Annotated in this window: 17 protein-coding genes; 11 read left to right on the forward strand and 6 right to left on the reverse strand. The window is 49.6% G+C overall.

Annotation, left to right across the window (positions count from 1 at the left end; genetic code table 11):
- Positions 1-258 precede the first annotated feature (258 nt).
- From AB9P05_RS23680 to AB9P05_RS23700, 5 genes are all read left to right on the forward strand, one after another.
- A complete protein-coding gene (locus tag AB9P05_RS23680) occupies positions 259-849 on the forward strand; it encodes a hypothetical protein (RefSeq protein ID WP_371911384.1) in 591 nt (196 codons plus the stop codon).
- A 192-nt stretch (positions 850-1,041) separates the two neighbouring features.
- Positions 1,042-1,371 (forward strand): hypothetical protein, encoded by a 330-nt coding sequence (locus AB9P05_RS23685; protein WP_371911385.1) that lies wholly within the window; start codon positions 1,042-1,044, stop codon positions 1,369-1,371.
- Between the two features lie 404 nt (positions 1,372-1,775).
- Positions 1,776-2,084 (forward strand): transposase, encoded by a 309-nt coding sequence (locus AB9P05_RS23690; protein WP_371909474.1) that lies wholly within the window; start codon positions 1,776-1,778, stop codon positions 2,082-2,084.
- Entirely contained in the window at positions 2,081-3,028 is a 948-nt protein-coding gene (locus tag AB9P05_RS23695; RefSeq protein ID WP_371909475.1) for an IS3 family transposase, read from the forward strand. The genes AB9P05_RS23690 and AB9P05_RS23695 overlap by 4 nt, the downstream gene beginning before the upstream one ends.
- A 210-nt stretch (positions 3,029-3,238) precedes the next feature.
- Positions 3,239-3,676, forward strand: coding sequence for a hypothetical protein (locus tag AB9P05_RS23700; RefSeq protein WP_371911386.1), 438 nt, complete (start codon positions 3,239-3,241; stop codon positions 3,674-3,676).
- Between the two features lie 753 nt (positions 3,677-4,429).
- Here AB9P05_RS23700 and AB9P05_RS23705 read toward each other — a convergent pair.
- Genes AB9P05_RS23705 through AB9P05_RS23720 form a run of 4 tightly spaced genes read right to left on the reverse strand, consistent with a single transcriptional unit; the run spans position 4,430 to position 10,130 of the window.
- Positions 4,430-4,948 carry a hypothetical protein gene (locus tag AB9P05_RS23705; RefSeq protein ID WP_371911387.1) on the reverse strand — a complete coding sequence of 173 codons (519 nt, stop codon included), beginning with the start codon at positions 4,946-4,948 and terminating at the stop codon, positions 4,430-4,432.
- A 6-nt stretch (positions 4,949-4,954) separates the two neighbouring features.
- Positions 4,955-6,874, reverse strand: a complete 1,920-nt coding sequence (locus AB9P05_RS23710; RefSeq protein ID WP_371911388.1) for a metallophosphoesterase — start codon at positions 6,872-6,874, stop codon at positions 4,955-4,957.
- Between the two features lie 20 nt (positions 6,875-6,894).
- Positions 6,895-8,415: a patatin-like phospholipase family protein gene (locus tag AB9P05_RS23715; protein WP_371911389.1), complete on the reverse strand. Its 1,521-nt coding sequence runs from the start codon at positions 8,413-8,415 to the stop codon at positions 6,895-6,897.
- Positions 8,412-10,130 carry a GMC oxidoreductase gene (locus AB9P05_RS23720; protein ID WP_371911390.1) on the reverse strand — a complete coding sequence of 573 codons (1,719 nt, stop codon included), beginning with the start codon at positions 10,128-10,130 and terminating at the stop codon, positions 8,412-8,414. Before AB9P05_RS23720 ends, AB9P05_RS23715 begins: the two co-directional genes overlap by 4 nt.
- Positions 10,131-10,510: 380 nt before the next feature.
- Between AB9P05_RS23720 and AB9P05_RS23725 the strand changes: the two genes are divergently transcribed.
- From AB9P05_RS23725 to AB9P05_RS23750, 6 genes are all read left to right on the forward strand, one after another.
- Positions 10,511-11,599, forward strand: coding sequence for a serine hydrolase domain-containing protein (locus AB9P05_RS23725; RefSeq protein ID WP_371911391.1), 1,089 nt, complete (start codon positions 10,511-10,513; stop codon positions 11,597-11,599).
- A gap of 19 nt (positions 11,600-11,618) precedes the next feature.
- A complete protein-coding gene (locus AB9P05_RS23730; RefSeq protein ID WP_371911392.1) occupies positions 11,619-11,966 on the forward strand; it encodes a DUF6249 domain-containing protein in 348 nt (115 codons plus the stop codon).
- Entirely contained in the window at positions 11,944-12,510 is a 567-nt protein-coding gene (locus AB9P05_RS23735; RefSeq protein ID WP_371911393.1) for an RNA polymerase sigma factor, read from the forward strand. The genes AB9P05_RS23730 and AB9P05_RS23735 overlap by 23 nt, the downstream gene beginning before the upstream one ends.
- Positions 12,507-12,884, forward strand: coding sequence for a hypothetical protein (locus AB9P05_RS23740; protein ID WP_371911394.1), 378 nt, complete (start codon positions 12,507-12,509; stop codon positions 12,882-12,884). Before AB9P05_RS23735 ends, AB9P05_RS23740 begins: the two co-directional genes overlap by 4 nt.
- Positions 12,885-13,625: 741 nt before the next feature.
- The gene (locus tag AB9P05_RS23745; protein WP_371911395.1) at positions 13,626-14,159 is read left to right on the forward strand and encodes a hypothetical protein; all 534 of its coding nucleotides are present in this window, start codon (positions 13,626-13,628) and stop codon (positions 14,157-14,159) included.
- Between the two features lie 158 nt (positions 14,160-14,317).
- Complete coding sequence (locus AB9P05_RS23750) at positions 14,318-16,720, forward strand: TonB-dependent receptor domain-containing protein (RefSeq protein WP_371911396.1); 2,403 nt, start codon at positions 14,318-14,320, stop codon at positions 16,718-16,720.
- Positions 16,721-16,827: 107 nt separating this feature from the next.
- Here the strand turns inward: AB9P05_RS23750 and AB9P05_RS23755 are convergent, their stop codons facing one another.
- Both AB9P05_RS23755 and AB9P05_RS23760 read right to left on the reverse strand, forming a co-directional pair.
- Positions 16,828-17,799 (reverse strand): YihY/virulence factor BrkB family protein, encoded by a 972-nt coding sequence (locus AB9P05_RS23755; protein ID WP_371911397.1) that lies wholly within the window; start codon positions 17,797-17,799, stop codon positions 16,828-16,830.
- Between the two features lie 426 nt (positions 17,800-18,225).
- Complete coding sequence (locus tag AB9P05_RS23760) at positions 18,226-18,840, reverse strand: PAS domain-containing protein (RefSeq protein WP_371911398.1); 615 nt, start codon at positions 18,838-18,840, stop codon at positions 18,226-18,228.
- Between the last annotated feature and the right edge of the window lie 122 nt (positions 18,841-18,962).

Raw genomic sequence — 18,962 nt, forward strand, 5'->3', positions numbered from 1 at the left:
TCGGTGAAAGTAACTTCCACCCCCGCCGCCAAAATTCCTTTCCCCCGGTGAAGCTGAGTGAAGCACAGCCCTACGTAGGGAAAGGGCACCCTACGGCTTCTCCTCTACACTCCCGGGAAAGTAGTTAGCATCAAAGCAATGCTTATCATGACAGCCATGGACATTGGGGATAGTGAGTAATTGGCTAATCAATCTCCAGAGGCCGGATTAACCGTAAATGTCGTAAATTAAAAACCTGATGATCACTCAATGAGGTCCATGGCAAAGAAAGATATAGGGGGAAAAGCTATAAGGAGGAAAAAGGTCAGTATTGACCTGTCCATTGTATTTTTTGCCTTTTTGTATTTTACGTCATGCTCCCCTGATGAATCAGTAAGTGAGTTAAAGCTTAAATATGTCTATGGAGATTTAACTGACAATCAGGAAATACAGCATATATACGACTCTGTCTATATTTATATGAGTGAGGTGGGTGAATACAAAATAAATTCAAATGAGGCCTTAAATACTCAAAGAGAAATCCCTTTTACTTTTCAGGCAACTGATTCAGGGTGGTATTACAATGAATTGTTTTTCAGTAAAAATCTAAAATATTTAGATACAATAATTATTACAGATGACAGGCTGGGTAACGTAAAGATAGTTTCACAGGGTAAAAAAGCATTGCCAGTCATGGGGCAAAGTATTAGCGGCGATAGCTTTTACTTAATTTTTAGCGAAAGGTCTAAAAAAGAATATCATATCTATGACAGAGAGTTGTTGTTTTCTGCTAAATACGATATTGTCGTATATGACAAACTGCTGGAAAGAGCGAGGATTATGGCAATAGATAGTTTAGGAGGATCATGATTTAACATTGAGAAGGCGTGAAGGAGTCATTAGTTATTTACGATACTAGAACTCATAATGAATAGAAAAGTACCGAATCTGTTAACTAGCGTGCTACTATTGCTAATAGTAGTCAGTCTTTGCTGCTGTACATCTGAGAAAAGAGTAATGGTCACATATCACGAAAATAGTAAGCCAAAAACCATTGGCTATATGAAGGGAAATGATAAAACCGGTACTTGGTATGAATTTAAAAGAAATGGTGAATTGTTTCTCATACTGAATTACAACTCAGGTAAGGTAAGCGGAATTGCCCAGGAATACTTTAAAGGGTACTTGATCGGAGAATACTTATTTGACGATGGGCTTATGGATGGAGTTGCCAAAGCATACTATCCCTCAGGTAGAGTAATTTCAAATGTCGAAAGCTTTGAAAAAGGGAAATCCCGTGGGATTAATTTATATTTCGATTCGGTTGGCATAGTAAAAGAAATTAGTGTGAATGATAGTGTTTTCTATAATTCACATAACATTACAGAGTAAGTGTAAATGAAGCACAGTGGATAGCCCAAGCTCCCAGGAAAATCCGCTTACTGTTTTTGATTCTTCTATCGTATTTGACAGTGGCCTTCAGCCAGCGTAGTTTAGCTTTGGAGCAATGTCACTATAGGCATTCTACACTCCTAAGCCCATAAGTCCTGATACAAACATAAAATCTGGTACCTTTAGGCTAAATGATATTGATTCCTACCGCTACCCTTTTGAAGTAGAACTAATTTTTAAGGACTCTGCTAATACATATAAAGCAAAATAACATGTTGCAAATTTGTGTAGGCCTCACGCACCCCAATAAGTTTAAAGGTAAAATACGTGATATTAAGCTTCTTAGCCCCCTAAATAACTGGACAATGAATTCTACAAGTTAACTTTACTAACTTGTATCTCAAATGAAACGAAGACACTGGACCGCTGAACAGAAGCTTCAGATTCTTTTAGAAGCAGAAAAGGAAGGCATTACAGCCACCATCCGCAAGCACGGTATCTATAGCAATACTTTCTATCAATGGAAGGAAAAGTATGATACTGGTGGCATAGATGCCCTAGCCAGCAAGCATTATAAAGTAGACCCTGAGCTTAAGCGCTTGCAAAAGGAAAACCAGCAGTTAAAAGAGATGCTGGCTGAAAAAGAGCTGGCCCTGCGCATTAAAGAAGAGCTTTTAAAAAAAAGCACTGCCAAAAAGCGTACAGGCTCATGATTGCTCAAAAGTATATTAACCTGGGTTATGCTACATATAAAGTGCTGCCTTTATGTGGCCTGAGTAGAAGCTCTTATTACTATCAATCCAAGACAGGCAAGAGAGGGCGTAAAGTAAGCCAACATACCCTGAGCTATGATGGTATTCTTTACAGCAATGCCTATGTGCTGGAGCGGATCGAATGGCTCTTAAGCCAGGAGTTTATTGATTATGGTTATGAGAAGGTAGCGGCCTGGTTGAAAAACACCGAAAGGCTCGTTATCAACGAGAAAAAAGTTTATCGGCTCATGAAGCAGGCTCGCTTGCTCAGTCAGCGCATTAGGCGCAACAAACGTGGCAAACGCATTGCTCAGGATCTTCTTCCTAGCCCGGAAGCAGCTTTTCAATGCCTGCAGACCGATATCAAGTATATCTATATTCACGGTCAGCATCGTAATGCGCTGCTAATTACCGTATTGGATGTATACTCCCGGGGAGTATTAGGCTACAGGTTGGCCTGGAGCGTGACCAAGCACCAGGTGATCGAACTAATGAAAGAAATACTTTACCATTACCAGTTACCTGAAAAAGCAACCTTACGAACCGATAACGGTAGTCAGTTTGAGGCAGGGCTATTTCGGGAATACCTAAAGGAAATGGCCATCGAGCATGAGTTCACGCATGTAGCTACACCGCAGGAGAACTGCTATATTGAGTCCTTTCATTCCATCATAGAAAGCGCCGTATGCTCAAAATATGAGTTCGAGGACCTGCAGGAAGCAAAGGAGACCTTCAATCGCTTTATGAACTTTTACAACCACGAGCGTCTACATGGCAGCCTTGGAAAACAAGCGCCCAGTCAGTTCCTTAAAAGAACAAACAGCGCCAAGAAACTACGTAACTTGCCACTGGAACAGACAACAGATGGTAAGCTAAAACTAACAACTCAACTTGTAGAATCTTAGTCCTATTTTTAAGGGGTTAGGACATAAGAAGTACTCTCTAACCCCGTATAGAGAATCCCATGTTAAAGAATTATCAGAGTAAAAGGCCTGAATCTATGGCTATTGTTTCGCCCCTTATAAGGTTTATTTTACTCATATTCACTGCTCTTTTCATGCCAAAAAGAATCTAACACTTCCTGGTACTATCATTACACCATTGAAGTGGATCAGATGCGTTGGAGCAAAGAAAAAGTAGTAGCTATTGAAAATAATAAGGATCAATTGGTTTATCAGTATGACGATGGATGCAAGGAAATATATTATCTGAGAGAAGGAACCTTAGCGTCGCTTACATCAGAAAGTGATACTGTTAATTTGGTTTTCGATATCCAGCTAAAGGTTTTCGTCAACGATAAGGAGTTCATCATATCTATCTACCAAGGCCATAGCCCTGCTGCCGATGCAAAATGCGAGTACTATTACTGTAAAGAATACGGAGTGATTTATAAAAGACATACGGTCTGGCCTTCCTATTCCATACTTAAATCTGATACTGGAATGGTCCATGCCTTGGTTCAGGCCGTTGTGCATATCTCAAATGATTCAAGTGAATCCATTGAATACGAATTAGAAAAGACCTTAGATAGACAGATAGAAGAAGATTTTTGATTGCCTAACAGTAGTTAGTTACAATAAGGTTAAATAATAAAGGCCACAGAATTGAGGGCGGTTATTCTCCTATTCATCCTTCCGCTTGCCTATAGTCATCGCACGGATTATCCTAAATAAGCTGATAGCGTATTCGCACCCCAGCCCGCAAAACTCCTTTCCCCCGCTGAAGTTAAACGAAGCGCAACTCTATGTAGGGAAAGGGAGCCTTACCACTGTCTCATCTATACCCCAGAGTATATTCTATTCAACGCCTTCATTAGCTAATCCCTAACTAGGCCAGTCCCATCGGGACGCAGGCTATGTAGCCCAACAAAACACAATTAACCCCAAGTGCCATAGGCACGCAGCCTACCCTCCGGGTGAAAGTAAATCGCACCTCTGCCCGCAAAATTCCTTTCCCCCGCTAAAGTTTAATGAAGCACCCTGCTACTTAGGGAAAGGTGGCCGCGGTAGTATGCATACGTACCCAAGAAAGTAACTTCGAAGAGATGAAGTCACTTTTCCTCAAAAGTTACCTCGCGGCCGGAAAGGGTGTCTAACAACTGTTCCATCTATTTCCCCTGAGTGTATACTATTCTACAGATTCTCTTTATTAAGGGGTTAGGACAAAAAACAATAAGGCAAATCACCTGCAGGATTAAATGCTCTTGATACATCAGACCTTAGCCCTATGATAGCTGTGCTAAAAAGAGATACCGCAGCTATTAAGTAAGGGCAGCTCTTTAAAATATAAGCATACCCGCTTCCTTATTATTTTCCAACCCTCCGCAGGTATGCATAGCCCATATAGCTGGGTGTTCTGGCCCGGATGACAGTATCTGTATGCTCCATTACATCAAATTCATAATAGTGGCTGTTTAGAAACCCTTCCAGTTTATTTTCCTCACGGCTGAAAAAGTTGCGCGTAAGACTATCGTTATACATAATTCGGGAGTCTTTTACCTGCATCAGCAGCGTACGGTCCTTGTATCTGTATGGCCCCGCTTCGCTAGTACTAAAACTCAGAATAATAGTGTCCTTACTTCCGTACAGAGCCGCCTCTTCAGTGCTAGTGAGCTTAAAGTACCGGTCCAGGTATAGCACCATTTCCGATTTATAGCTGTATTTCACCAGGGGGTTCGTAAGAGTAGTGCTGTCCAGCCTGAATTCATTAAAGATTATTTCGGCTGGATAGTCTATTTCCATTTCCCATTTACCCGTTATCTTTTTTTCCTCTTCGCAGGCTGTAAACCAGAGGAGCATATAAAGGCATACAACCAATAGCCTCATAGCAGATTACTTTTTCATCAATTTAAGATTTCCAATCACCACCGGCTTCTCTATCGCCATTACCATATCATTTACAGGCTTATCCGCAGCATAGTGAGGCTGGTATTTATCCGCGGGTTTTTGAAACTTCCAGCGGGTATACACTTTGCGGATGCCCGTCGGGTAAATCGTAAGCGTGCCCTCCTTATCCACCTTTAGGCGTAGGAAGTGCTTAAAGTGTGGGTTTGGCTGGCAGGCCAGTACCTCATTCGCATGCACACCCTTCTTGCCGTTCTTTTTCGGTATCAGAAAGTTAGCCAGTAACAGGTAAATGCCGAAGAGCGTACCCGCCAAAAAGCCGCCGATAAGGAGCATCTCGATAAAGAAAAGTAGTATCTGAAGAGGAGCCTCCACAGCCAGCCCCAGGGCCCGGATGTTTAACTGGCTAAAAGCCCACATCAGGCTTACGATCAGTATCAGATGCAATAGAGTATGAGTCAGCCCCATCAATACCTTCACCACCGTACGCTGATGATGAGCAAAACCTGTCAAGCCCGCCAGCAGCACCAGACCCAATATGATCGCCGCAATGTTATGCGGAAACAGGTTAATTACATACCAGAACACCTCCCATCCATTGGCCGCATATGATAGCTCCCATAGCATCGTGTTTTCCATCAGTCCACCCGTCCCCGTATGCTCATGTCCCGCGTACTTTGAGCTGCCCTGCAGCAGCCACGCAAATATCACATAGATTGCCCCGAACAGCAGGCTGAACCCCTTATTCAGCCAGGCCATTTTCAGCGCCCCCATCGTTAGTTTTTGTGAGTCCGCTGTATAGGGGAACAGGCTCTTCTTACCTGTTTCCGGATTCTTTTTGAGTGTGTAATGCTCACTCACTACCTTCCGGTTTTTCCAGTCATACGCCGGTGTCTTAAAGCTCTCCGGTAGCTGGTGACTAGGGTAAAGGTACGCACCGCCACCCCCAGCTATGAACCGCTGTTTGCCCGTACCCTCCATTTCATACCGGGCATACGTGTGCAGGTCACCCGCCAGCCCCACCTTTAGCGTATGGCCATAGCCCGTGATCGTGTTTTTTTCAAAATACTCCAGGTTCTTGTATGCCTCCTCACCGTCATCATCTGTAAAAACCCACGTAGGCTCTGCCGTGCACAGTATAATATTGCAAGGGCCTTCTTTTTCCGCACTTTGCTCCGCTATCGAGCGAAAGTAGTTCATCTGCGGCAGGTCTATGTCCGAGGCCAGTTGCACATCTATCCCCCATATCCACCAGTTGCCCGGCAGCCGTATCGCAAAATAGCTCCGCTTCTGCCGCGTCTTCCAGCCACCTATCCAGCGGTCCTGGCAAAACAGTCGCATAAAGCTCGTAAGCCCGTCATACCAGTCATGGTTTCCCGGTATGGCAAACAGCGCCGGTGCCTTTGTCTCATCTTTTACAAAAGGCAGCGCCGAGCGGTACGGGCCCTCCATCCGGTTCTTATACTCCTCCCGCGTAGCCGTAGGGTACACCTGGTCGCCCCCCATTATCAGCACATCGCCGCGGCGTGTCTTCTCTCCGCCAATGTCCAGCCCCTCCTCCGCCAGCGCCCTTGCCACCGTGTACGTCGCATTAAAGCCATCCCCCAGATCTGCCACATAGTCAAAATACACCTCATCACGGTGAGAGAGGTCATACACCTCGCTCAGGGCCACATGGTGGTCTCGTGCCTCATCCTTCATCTCTTTCCCCTGCAGCTTACGCGAGCTTACATCAGCCCGCAAAGCCTGCACCTCGCGCCAGTCCGCATACGCTCCGAAGAGCGAGGACAGCAGCGCCTTTATCCCCGCACGCACCAGTTCCCCCGGGCTCATCCATTTCACCATGGGTTTTCTCACAAACCCCGTATCAGTTTCTTTTTCAGGTATATCAGGTAAGGTAGAGGACATATTTTTTTCTGTTTACCGGTTCAATTAAGTAATAAGCGCGCATATACCTCCCATAGGTTGCCCATAAACAGCTTCCCAAAACGTGTAAGTGCTGCCGTGCGGTCACTCAGAGTAGGGCCTGTCGTGCGGAAGGTCGTTAATTGCTTCAAAAAATCCGTCAGGTGAATCCGTAAGATCCCCGAAGCCAGTATCTCCGCTGCCAGTTCTTCCTCCTCCCTCACATGGCCCTTTCGTATGCGGGTAAAGAGCGTCGTGGTGTCCTCCCAGGCATCAAACCCCGGGTCATCCTTTATTTCCTTAAAGCCGCTCAGCGTAAACGCCTCACCCGCCTCATTTCTAAGAAAAAGACGGTACTGCATCTGCTTTATGCGCGGGTCACCCTTATCCGTAAAGAGGTTAAACCAGCCCTCTTCCACACCCGCCCGTCCGCCAGTCATATCGCTTTCCACATACCCTCTGGCTATTGCGCTGTGATCCGGCTGCGTTACAAAGCGGTTTACCCCCTGTATGTCTATCGTCAGGCGAAACATCAGCCTGTTTCCGTTTCTTTTTCCTTCCCGGTAAGCCTTATCATAGTCATGCTCCACTCCGGATATGAAGCCCTTCATTTCCTCAGTAAACTCCAGCGTCGTCTGCGCCTCATGCACCTCCACCGGAGCATCCGGTTTTTCTATGGTCAGTGCCATGTTCCGCTGAGCACACCACTCACGGGCCGCTTTCACCCCCGCATTTACCGCCTCATGCACCCGGTCCTGGCTAAAGTTGATCAGGTAGTGCATGCTCACTTCCGATTCCAGCAGGTGCACCTTTATATGCCGGCCAAATTCGCCCGGCTTGCCTGCCGCGATAGCTTCGTTATTCCGGTCAATTCGGTCCAGCATCCGCCGGAAGTGCCCGTTGGCACTCGTTTCGATGATCTGGAAGTACTGGTTTACAAAACCCGGGTGGTACTCATCCAGCGTGCTCACTGTCCATATCACCCACAGTTCGTCCGCACACCGTGCGATCGCCTCCTCCATATTTGCGTCCGTGATGAACACCGAGTCTATGTATGTCTCATTTTCCATACGCACCGGCGGAAACCACATTGGGAGCGATATACACGATATCAGCTTGTCCTCCGTCATCTCATCTGGCGTCCAGGTAGCCAGTTTGTGGCGGCTGAAGTTATAGGCGTTAAATGTCGCCTCGTGCTCCGAGGCCCTTATTTTGCTCCAGTCCAGTTGCCAGCCTCCCAGCACCTTTTCCCGGAAGCGGTTCAGCTCAAACAAGCTATCTGCATAAAACAGCTTAGCGTACTCCGTAAAGTTAAATTCTATCGCACCCAGCGGGTTATAGTTTCGCCAGTTATCAGCCATCTGTGTCCCCGTCATCCCCTGGCAGTACATAGCCAGGTTCAGGCAGCCCCCGCTGCACCCGTCTGCCAGATCAAACGTCAGTCCCGCCTCGTCCATCCACACCTGCAGCACACCAGCCTGAAAAGCCACCTTCATGCCTCCCCCTGCCAGTATCAGCGCCTTTTTATTCGTTTCGTTGCTCATTTTCTGTTTTTGGATTTATATTTTTCAATGATACTATCAGCCGACCTGTCCGCCACCGCCGCTATCGTCAGCGCCGGGTTCGGTCCGCTTGGCCCGGGCAGTATCGAGCCATCCGTCACATACAGCTTATCGTAGTTAAATACCTCCCCATAGCTGTCCACCACCCCTTCCTCACAGCTACGGCCCATCGGGCAGCCCCCCAGCGGGTGCACCGTGATCACCCGCTTCAGCATCCAGGTAGGATTCACAATGAACTTACCGTCCAGGGCCCTAGCCATGTCCTTCATCGTCTTTTTCAGCGAGTCAAAGTAAGTCTGGCTCGTTTTTATGTGCCAGTCATTTACCAGGCGCGGCACCCCCCGTTTGTCCTTCACTATGTTCAGTGTCCCATCAGGGAAGTCCCGCCCCATCCCCAGCAGCGGCACCGTGGTTGAGGAGAGGCGGCCCCCGATAAATTCCTGTATCTCCGAGCTAAAGTTTGTATCCCCTATAAGGCGGCGCATGACCAGGCTTTTCATCAGCCTTATCGTCCGCTTCACCGTAGCCAGCGTATTCACCGACTCCGCCACCCAACTCAGAAAGCTCGGGTAGCCGGCATCCTGCAGGTAAAAGCCCCGGCCCTCACTACCGTCCTCGTCCAGGCTATCCCCCTTCCGTATCGTCGTCGTGATCACCGGGCCATGATTTGGGTTCAGCACCCGCGGACCATACATGCCCGTTTCGCTGTTCTTCTGTTTGGCATCGAAAATGAAAGACAGCAGGTCACCGTTTCCACAGAAGCGCGATCCCAGCCGCTTGCTGACTTCGGGCAGTGCCTCCCGGTTTTTCAGCATCAGGTACGTTGAGCCCAGCGCCCCCGCCGCCAGTATCAGCCGGTCCGCCTGCATCCGGTGCAGCGGCATGTCCCTCGTATTAGACGGCTTCCCCGCCATATCCAGGTCATGCTTTACGTATGTGACCTCATAGCCTCCCTGGTATGGCGTAAAGCTCCGTACCTCATGCAGCGTACGTATATCCGCTCCCAGCCTTTTCGCTTCAGACAAGTAGTTAAAGTCCAGCGTGTTTTTACTGCCGTAGTTACAGCCCAGGTCACATTCACCGCATAGCGTACACGTATAGCGCGTCTTATTATGCAGGTTCCGGTGCGCCTCCCCGATAGGCTCCCCCGTCTCCGGCGCTTCCCCTTCATTGCCAAACGTCACCGCCAGCGGAGGGTGGTGCCAGTTCAGGTTCAGCTTGTCCGCCGCTTCTATAAAAGCCCCCGTTTTCAGCGTTTCATTATATGGTTCCTGGTGAAAAGGGTACCTGGCCGTGCCCATCATCTTTTCCACCCGGTCATAGTGCGGATTCAGATCCTGCCGGCTTATCGGCCAGTGCTCATAGCCGCCCTTCGCCAGATCCTCCTTTACAAACCACTTTTCATCCTTTCGCAGTAGCACGTTCGCATAGATCAGTGAACCGCCACCCAGCCCGCTCGATACCATGGCTTCTATTTTCTTAAAAGACCACAGGTCAAACAAGCCGAAAAGTCCCTCGCTCGGGTCCCAGAAGTTTTGTTTCATGCCAGACGGTGTCCGCGGGAAAGATCCCGGCGGGTATGCACGGCCCCTTTCCAGCAGGCACACCCGCATACCCGCATCAGCCAGGCGATAAGCCATCACCGAGCCACCAAAGCCCGAGCCGACTATCACCGCATCAAATTTTTCTACAGACATATAGTGGGTTAGTTTGTATATTTTTTATTGCCTCGCCTTCCCAATGTCACCCTGCTCCACCTGTTATATTTCCACTATCAGTAAATCCTATCCGTCCTTTGTGGTGGTAGTGAAGAATATTAGTAAGATGGTTAGGTGCTGTGTACCCGGCTCCACTGTGCGGCCATTTTTTATATTTATTTTATAAGATAAGATTTTTTTGGGAAGGAATTGACCAAGTCCGGTATGCCAGTCCTGTCTTTTTCTTGTCCCTTGGCTACTCCATCATTTCCCTTTTTTTCAAAAAAATTTCTCATCACCTGTAACCTCTCCTTCTCCCGTCTTGTCCAATGGCCGATGCATCACGGAAGACACATTTCTACTTTTAAACATTCGTAAACATGAAAAACAAGACCCTTTACCTCATCCTGGCCGCCATCTTCATCCACTTTGCCGCCTGGTCGCAACCTGATGCACAGCCTGTTAAATCTCCTGATGGCCGGTATCATGACCATGCAAGCCTGGATGCCATGCTGCTTCGTAAAATGGACTCCCTGGGAGTGCCCGGCCTCTCATTTGCCATAATCAATGAGGGTAAAATAGCCTACCATGCTGCCCTGGGCGTGAAAAATATAGAAACCGGTCAGCCTGTCACCAATCAGACCATCTTCGAAGCAGCCTCACTCTCAAAGCCGCTCTTTGCCTATTTTGCTATGAAAATGGCTGAGAACGGCACCCTTGACCTTGATAAGCCCCTCCACCAGTATATGCCCCACCCCGCCATAGACTCATCTTCCATCGAAGATTACCGCCTTATCACCGGCCGCATGGTACTCGCGCACAGCACAGGCTTCCCTAACTGGAGCCATGGAGAAAGCATTAAGCTCGCATTCAGGCCCGGTACCGGTTTTTCCTACTCTGGTGAGGCCTACCAGTACCTTGCCGCCGTCATTGGCCAGCTAAACGGCGTAGGATATGAAAGCGACCTTAACCAGGTATTCCTGGACCAGGTAGCCATCCCCATGGGCCTCAGTCACACCTCCTTTACCTGGACAGACCACCTCGCCGCCCATAAAGCCACCGGCCACCAGGCAGGAGAGCCCACCGACAGCGGCCCCCAGGGCAAAGCCTTCGGTGCCGGGTACAGCCTCCACACCGAGTCAGCAGAATACGCCCGATTCCTCATTGCCCTCATGAAAGACCAGGGGCTAAAGCCCCCCACCCGCGAGGAAATGCTGCGGGAGCATACCCACTTTGCCGACACCAATCACCTTAAGCAGGAAATAGGGCAGACAGGCTGGGCCCTCGGCTTTGCCATGAAACCCTCAGACCATGGTATGATGTACATGCATACCGGTAACAACCACGATTTTCAGGCATATGCCATGATCATACCCGAAGAGAACTACGGAATCGTTTTATTTACCAATTCAGATAAAATGGAACCTCTGCTTATGAGCCTTGCCACCGAACTGGGCCCCGTATTCTAAGCAGAAAATAATTGAACAGATGAATGAAACTCACGCCATAGTCCTCGGCGCCTCGCTTTCCCTAAGCATCGTACTCGTTGTGTACATAGTCAGCAAATACAACTACCTCATCCAAAAAGCCCGTATTGAGCAAGGGGAGGAAAGCCAGCGCCCGGGTAATCAATACAAATACCTCGAATACGGCTGCGTACTGCTCGGCCTGGGGACCGGCCTGGGCGTCTCAAGCATATTTACCCTCATGCCCCTCTCCGAAGATGCCATGGACCTCCTTGTATGGGCCACCATTCTTATTTTCGGAGGTCTCGGCCTTATACTCGCCCATTCAGTCAGGAGAAAGCAGGAAAGTGGCCACAACGGTACCAGATAGCGCACTGGTACAGCGGGCAAAAGAGGGAGACCAACAGGCCTTCGGAGACCTGGTAGACCGGTATAAAGACCCCTCCCTCTCCCTGGCCGTTTCCATTCTCAAAGACACCGCCCTCGCCCAGGATGTGCTGCAGGATGCCTTTATGCGCGTATACCACAGCATTGGCGGGTTTCGGGAGGAAGCCGCCTTTTCCAGTTGGCTCTACCGCATAGTGGTCAATACCAGCTATAACGCCCTCAAGAGCGCCAGGTATCTAAAGAAGACCGAAACCCTGCAGCCTGGACAGGTATATGGCAGCACACAGCCAAAGCCTATGAAAGAAGAAGACCAGCAGAAGTATGTCCAACTGGCCCTCGACCGGCTTAGTGCAGATGAGGCCCTCGTGCTCAGGCTCTTTTACCTCCACGAACTGCAGATACCCGAAATAGCCCATATTACCCGGTTTGGCAAGCCCAAGATCAAGGTCTGTCTTCATCGCGGGCGCAAAAACATGATGAAAAAACTGGAACAACTGGTAGGAAAAGAAGTAAAAGACCTCTTATGAACGAATCATCATTTAAGAACCTCATGAAAATGAGTGCTGTGCATACCCGGGAGAGTTTTACTCCGGACCTCATGCAGCGCATCGTGCAGCAGGAAACTGAGCGCCGCCGTGCCGCCGAAAAGCTCCGGCACCAGCTTATGGTCGTACTGCCCCTTGCCATATTGTTAGTATTGGCCGGAGGTGTATGTGTGTACCTGCTACAGGATTCCATTCTACACCTTGCCGGCAAGGGAGCCATGCGACTCTTCCAGCTCATTACCACAGCCGGCATACTATTTAGCATCAGGGAACTAATAGCACTCAGGCAAAGGAGCCTGTCTGTGGGAGAGTCCAACGTCCAAAAAAAATTCCTTTCCCCCGGTGAAGCTGAGTGAAGCACAACCCTACGTAGGGAAAGGTGGCCGCGACAGTACGCATACGTACCACAGAAAGTAACTTCGAAGAGTAACAGTTACCTTCCCTCAAAGCCAACTCGCGGCCGGAAAGGGCGCCTCACCACTGTTTCATCTATTACCCCAGTCTGTATACTGTTTATCTGTTCAATACCTAAGCGAGGCCAGTCCCATCGGGACCCAGCCTTTGTAGCCCAACAAATCACAATCCACCCTAAGTGCCGTAGGCACGCAGCCTACCTCAAAATTCCTTTCCCCCGGTGAAGCTAAGTGAAGCACCACGCTAGGTAGGGAAAGGTGGCCGCGGCAGTACGCATACGTACCCAAGAAAGTAACTTCGAAGAGCAGTAGTTACCTTCCCTCAAAAGCCAACTCGCGGCCGGAAAGGGCGCTTCACCACTGTTTCATCTATTACCCCAGTCTGTATACTGTTCATCTGTTCATAACCTAAGCTAGGCCAGTCCCATCGGGACGCCGCCTTTGTAGCCCCATAAATCACAATCCACCCTAAGTGCCGTAGGCACGCAGCCTACCCCAAAAACTCCTTTCCCCCGGTAAAGCCGAGTGAAGCACCACGCTACGTAGGGAAAGGGCACCACCTGCTATATTCCTACCAGCCCCCAAAACACCCCGTTTTAAAATCATACCCTGCAGCCACCGCTGATATAAAACTCATTAACCCTCTGCATTATTTTTTTAATATTCGCAGCATACCTTGTTCCATTGAAAAGCAGAGCTGCCGGCATCATTCTCCTCATGTGTCTCATACTTCCCGGTATGTGCACCTGCCTCTGGCTGCAACACCGTAAGGCGGTGGTGCGCAAGGAGGTAAAGCGTATGCTCATGCATGGCGTGGATAAGGAGCAGCTTGTCAGCCTTACCTTTTCACATCAGGAAGCTAAGCAACAGCTCAGGTGGAAACATGCCAGAGAGTTTGCTTATCAGGGCCAGATGTATGATGTCGTCGATTCTGTGGTACAGGGCGACTCCGTCACCTACTGGTGCTGGTGGGACTCAGAAGAGACCGAACTGGAGCAGCAGCTTACCACACTCGCACGCAAAGCCTTCGGGCAGGACCATAATCAGCGCCACAGGCAACAGCAACTTCTCGACTTCTATTTTTCATTATACCATACCATCCCTGCTCAGTGGCAGGCCGGTGCCTGGTCATCCGATGTAAAAAGTAACCTTCCATACCTGAGGACTTATTGCCAGATAAACCAGCCTCCTCCCGTTCCCCCTCCCCGTATGGCCTGATCCGATTTACCTTTAGGGGCCTATAATGCCCCGTCTTGTGCCGGTAGCGCCTGAAGCATCCGGATAGCAACATATTGTTCCTGTCCGTCCATGTAAGCAGCGTCTGCTTCCGTGCCTATTCCTCTATCCTATAATTTTTTAAAAAATCGAATCAGTACATGAAGAGTATATACCTTTTTCTGTTGCTGCTTGCTTTGCCATGTCTGGCAGAAGCACAGGTAGTGACGATTCAGGACTCCGAAACAGGCGAACCCCTTGAGATGGTCGTCCTGTTAAGCCAGAACCCACGCGCATTCGTGACCACCAATAGCCGTGGTCAGGCCGATATCTCCACCTTCCAAGGGCTCGAGGATATCCGCATAAGTTTTATTGGCTATGAAGGCCTCACACGCAGCTATCAGCAACTGGTGGCCGATCCCCTCATCAGCCTGAAGCAAAGCAGCCTCGACCTTGATGCTGTCATCGTTTCAGGTACCCGGTGGAACCAGGTCTCCTCAGACATCCCCTCCCGCATTACCTCCATCACCCCCAGGGAAGTGGCCCTGCAGAACCCTCAGACCGCTGCCGACCTGCTTGGTCTATCCGGTGAGGTGTTCATTCAGAAAAGCCAGCAGGGCGGAGGCAGCCCCATGATACGCGGCTTTGCCACCAATCGCCTCCTCTATACCGTAGACGGCGTACGCATGAACACCGCCATTTTCCGAGGCGGCAATATCCAGAACGTTATCTCCCTGGATCCCTTTGCCATCGAAAATACCGAGATCTTCTTCGGTCCCGGGTCAGTCATATACGGCAGCGATGCCATAGGAGGCGTTATGAGCTTTCAGACAATAGACGCTGAGTTCGGCGTGGATGGCAATACCCTGGTGGCCGGTAATGCCGCTGCCCGATACGCCACCGCCAATAACGAGATGACCGGCCACCTCGATCTCAACATCGGCCTTAAAAAGTGGGCATTCGTCACCAGCTATACCCATACCGACTATGACGATCTGCGCATGGGTAGCAATGGGCCTGATGACTACCTTAACCCCTTTTACGTAGAACGGCGAAACGGCACCGATGTCGTGATAGACAATGACGACCCCGAGATACAGCGGCCATCCGGCTACTCGCAGGATAATTTCATGCAAAAGGTACGCTTTAGTCCCTCCAAAGACTGGGACCTGCAGTATGGCTTCCACTACAGCCAGACCTCCGAATACGGCCGCTACGACCGTCACCAGCGTACCCGCAACGGGCTGCCCCGCTATGCCGAGTGGAACTACGGCCCCCAGAAGTGGATGATGAACAATCTCAGTGCCAACCACCTGGCCCCCACAGGCATGTATGACCAGATCACCATCCGGCTCGCCCAACAGTCATTTGAAGAGAGTCGCATCAGCCGTAACCTCAACGACCCCCAGCGGGAGATAAGAACGGAAGAAGTAGAGGCCTATTCCGCTAATCTCGATCTGCAGAAAAACCTCGGAGACGGACACACCCTGTTTTATGGAGCAGAGTACGTGCTCAATGATGTTACCAGTACCGGCGTGAACGAGAACATAGAGACCGGTACCACCACTCCCGGCCCTGCCCGCTACCCCGATGCCAGCTGGGCTTCGTATGGGGCATACGTGACAGATGAGTACCAGGCCAGTGATAAAGTCATGCTACAGGCAGGCCTGCGATATAACCGCTTCAGCCTCGATGCCACCTTTGATGACACCTTCTACCCCCTTCCCTTTACAGAAGCCGAACTGCATAACGGGTCCCTGACCGGCAGCCTCGGTACCGTCTATCGTCCTACAGATAGCTGGGTGCTCAAAGCCAGTATGGCCACCGGCTTCCGTTCCCCCAATGTAGATGATGTGGGCAAAGTATTTGACTCAGAGCCCGGAGCCGTGGTCGTGCCTAACCCCAACCTCGATGCCGAATATGCCTACAATGCAGAAATAAGCGCCGCGAAGGTGTTTGGTGAATTTCTCAAGGCCGATGTCACCGTTTTCCATACCTGGCTCGAAAATGCCCTTGTACGCCGCGACTTTACCCTCAGTGGCATGGACAGTATCGTATATGATGGTGTGCTCAGCAAGGTACAGGCCATACAAAATGCCTCCGTAGCCCGCGTATACGGTATACAGGCCGGTATCGAAGTCCAGCTTAGCGATAACCTCCGCCTCACCTCTGATTTTAATTACCAGAATGGCGAGGAAGAGCTGGACGACGGCACCACCAGCCCCAGCCGCCATGCCGCCCCCTGGTTTGGCGTTACGCGCCTCAGCTATAACCGCGGCAAGCTAAATCTCCAGGCCTACGCCCTTTATAACGGCACCGTTGAGTACGACGACCTTGCACGCGAAGAACGCGGCAAAACAGAGATATACGCCCTGGATGATAACGGCAACCCCTACGCCCCCGGATGGTATACCCTCAACCTTAAGGCACTGTACCGTTTTTCCAGCCATCTCAGTGTCAGTGCAGGCCTTGAAAATATTACCGACCAGCGCTACCGCCCCTACAGTTCAGGACTGGCCGGCGCAGGCCGTAACCTTATCTTATCGGTAAGAGGCTCCTTCTGATACGGAGTCTCGTTTACATCGAAAGCCGTCTGCCACCTGGTGGGCGGCTTTTTCATTTTTATGTATTGGCATAATGCCAGGGGCTACAAGAAAGGGGCATAGGTCGACTAGCTTTCAATATCCTTACCCGCCACATGATCCGCATGATAAGCCCCTCGGGCCCCCATAGGCTCATCCATACCCACCGTTGTGTCATAGCGCGTCTGGTGCTCCATTTCCGAGTTTACTTCTGCTCCCAGCAGGATCACAAAAGCCGTAATAAAGAACCACATCATCAGTATGATCACCGCTGCAAAGCTGCCGTACGTCTGGTCATAGCTACCGAAATTACTTACATATAAGCTGAATAGGAGAGAAGCCCCTATCCATAAAAAGGCCGCCAATACCGCCCCCCAGCTTACCCAGCGTAGCTCAGCATTGTCACGGTCAGGCGCTATTTTATACAGCAGGCTTAGTGAAAAGATGAGGATCACCAATAGCAGAGGCCACCTTAGCCAGTTGATCAGGTTCTCCGCCACCACCGGCAGATTAATACTATCCACCAAAGCCGGGAAACCCGCTACCAGGGAAAGGCAAATAAAGCCTATCAGGATACCCCCCAGCGTAAAAAGTAGTGTGATGCCATATTTTTTAAGAAAATTCCGCTCATCCAGCTCGTCATAGGCGATATTTACTCCCTCAAATAAGGCCGATGTCCCCTTATTAGCACTCCATAAGCTCAGCAGAATACTAAGCACCAGGCTCCACCCCAGCGTACTCCCCGGTTTAGAAGCCGTCTTTTCCAATATACCCGATAGCATGTCGCTGGCCTGCGGAGGCAGTGCAGCCGTCGCCTGGCTTATTTGCTGTTCTACCTCGGCAGGCTCCATCACCAGCCCATAGATAGAAACTGCCGCCGCTATCGTGGGGAAAATGGCCAGGAAGAAGTAAAAAGCCACTCCGGCTGCCGTGATCTGCACATGGTCCTTTTTCAACTGATCCAGTACCCGCTTGCCTATATCTTTCCAGCCCTTACCCGGTAAGTGCCTTGGTTTACTCGCATCATGCCCCCTCGCTGTCTCTACATTTATATTACTCATACGCTCACTTTCGTTGCTTTCAGAACCCCCTCATTGCTAAAATGTTGAGTACAGAGCTGCACGCAAGGCCAGGTTGCCACTTCACCAGGCCTGCTAAGCGTGTTGATGAACTAGGTAAGGGCAGGATTTCAAAGGCTGCATGACCCAGCCTGTTTGTATTATACCCATAATCTAAGTAAGGGTGATCCTATGCCTATCCTGTGGGTATCCCGTGGGTATCCTATAAGTAACTGACCATAACCGTAAGGGCCTGTTTTCTTGTATTTTCACAAGAATGAAGACACCCGGGAGGCGTATGATATCATGCGCATTTCCCTTACACCTCAATAATTACATGTAGGCTGTTTTTCTAAATCACAGTATGCCGCAGGAGCGTCTACGCGCCGGTTCAGCCTGATAGGTTGTGCTATCTGAATAAAGACCCTACTACAAAGGGCTTTCACTTTTATGGTAGATGTCCCTTATCACCCCGTCAAGCTTTTCCACCGTTCTTTTAAGGTGATGCACAATCACCCGGTTCGCTTCATTGATCAGCCCCTCTTTTTCCACCAGGTCCACCAGTCCGATGATATTCGCTACCGGTGCCCTAAGCAGGTGCGAGTCACGGTAGCTCAGGTCGTTCAGCCGGTCGGTAGCTTCCCTTAGTTGCTCCTCCAGTTCCACACGGTCCGTTATGTCCTCCGTGGCAGCAGCTACCTTCGTCGCTACACCCCCTTCCGCCTCCATCACCCGGTAGTAAGACTGTAACCATATATAATGCCCGTCTCGGTGCAGCATACGAAACCGGTTCGTGATTTCTTCATCACAGCCGGAATGTTTTATCTTTTCCAGATTATCTTTCACCCGGGGAAAGTCTGCCGGGTGAATGATCTTCTCAAAGTAATTTTCGCTAAAGCCCTTTATTTCTTTTTTCGAATACCCCAGCAGATTCGAAGGGTTCGAAAGGGATATCAGGGAGGGGTTCAACAAGTCATAAAGCGTGTAAGTAACCGGGGTCAGTTCCAGGTAGGTGAGGAGTAGGCGCGCGTTCTTGTAGCTCATAGCTGCGGTGTTAGTACATACTATAATATGGGTGCCATCACAGTGGTTTTTAACCGCCTTTATTGAAATAACCACCAGGAAGCCCCTGTAGTTTCAGGCAGGCTTGTATAGCATCGTTTTTT

It is taken from the genome of Roseivirga sp. BDSF3-8 (assembly GCF_041449215.1).
Taxonomy (GTDB): domain Bacteria; phylum Bacteroidota; class Bacteroidia; order Cytophagales; family Cyclobacteriaceae; genus JBGNFV01.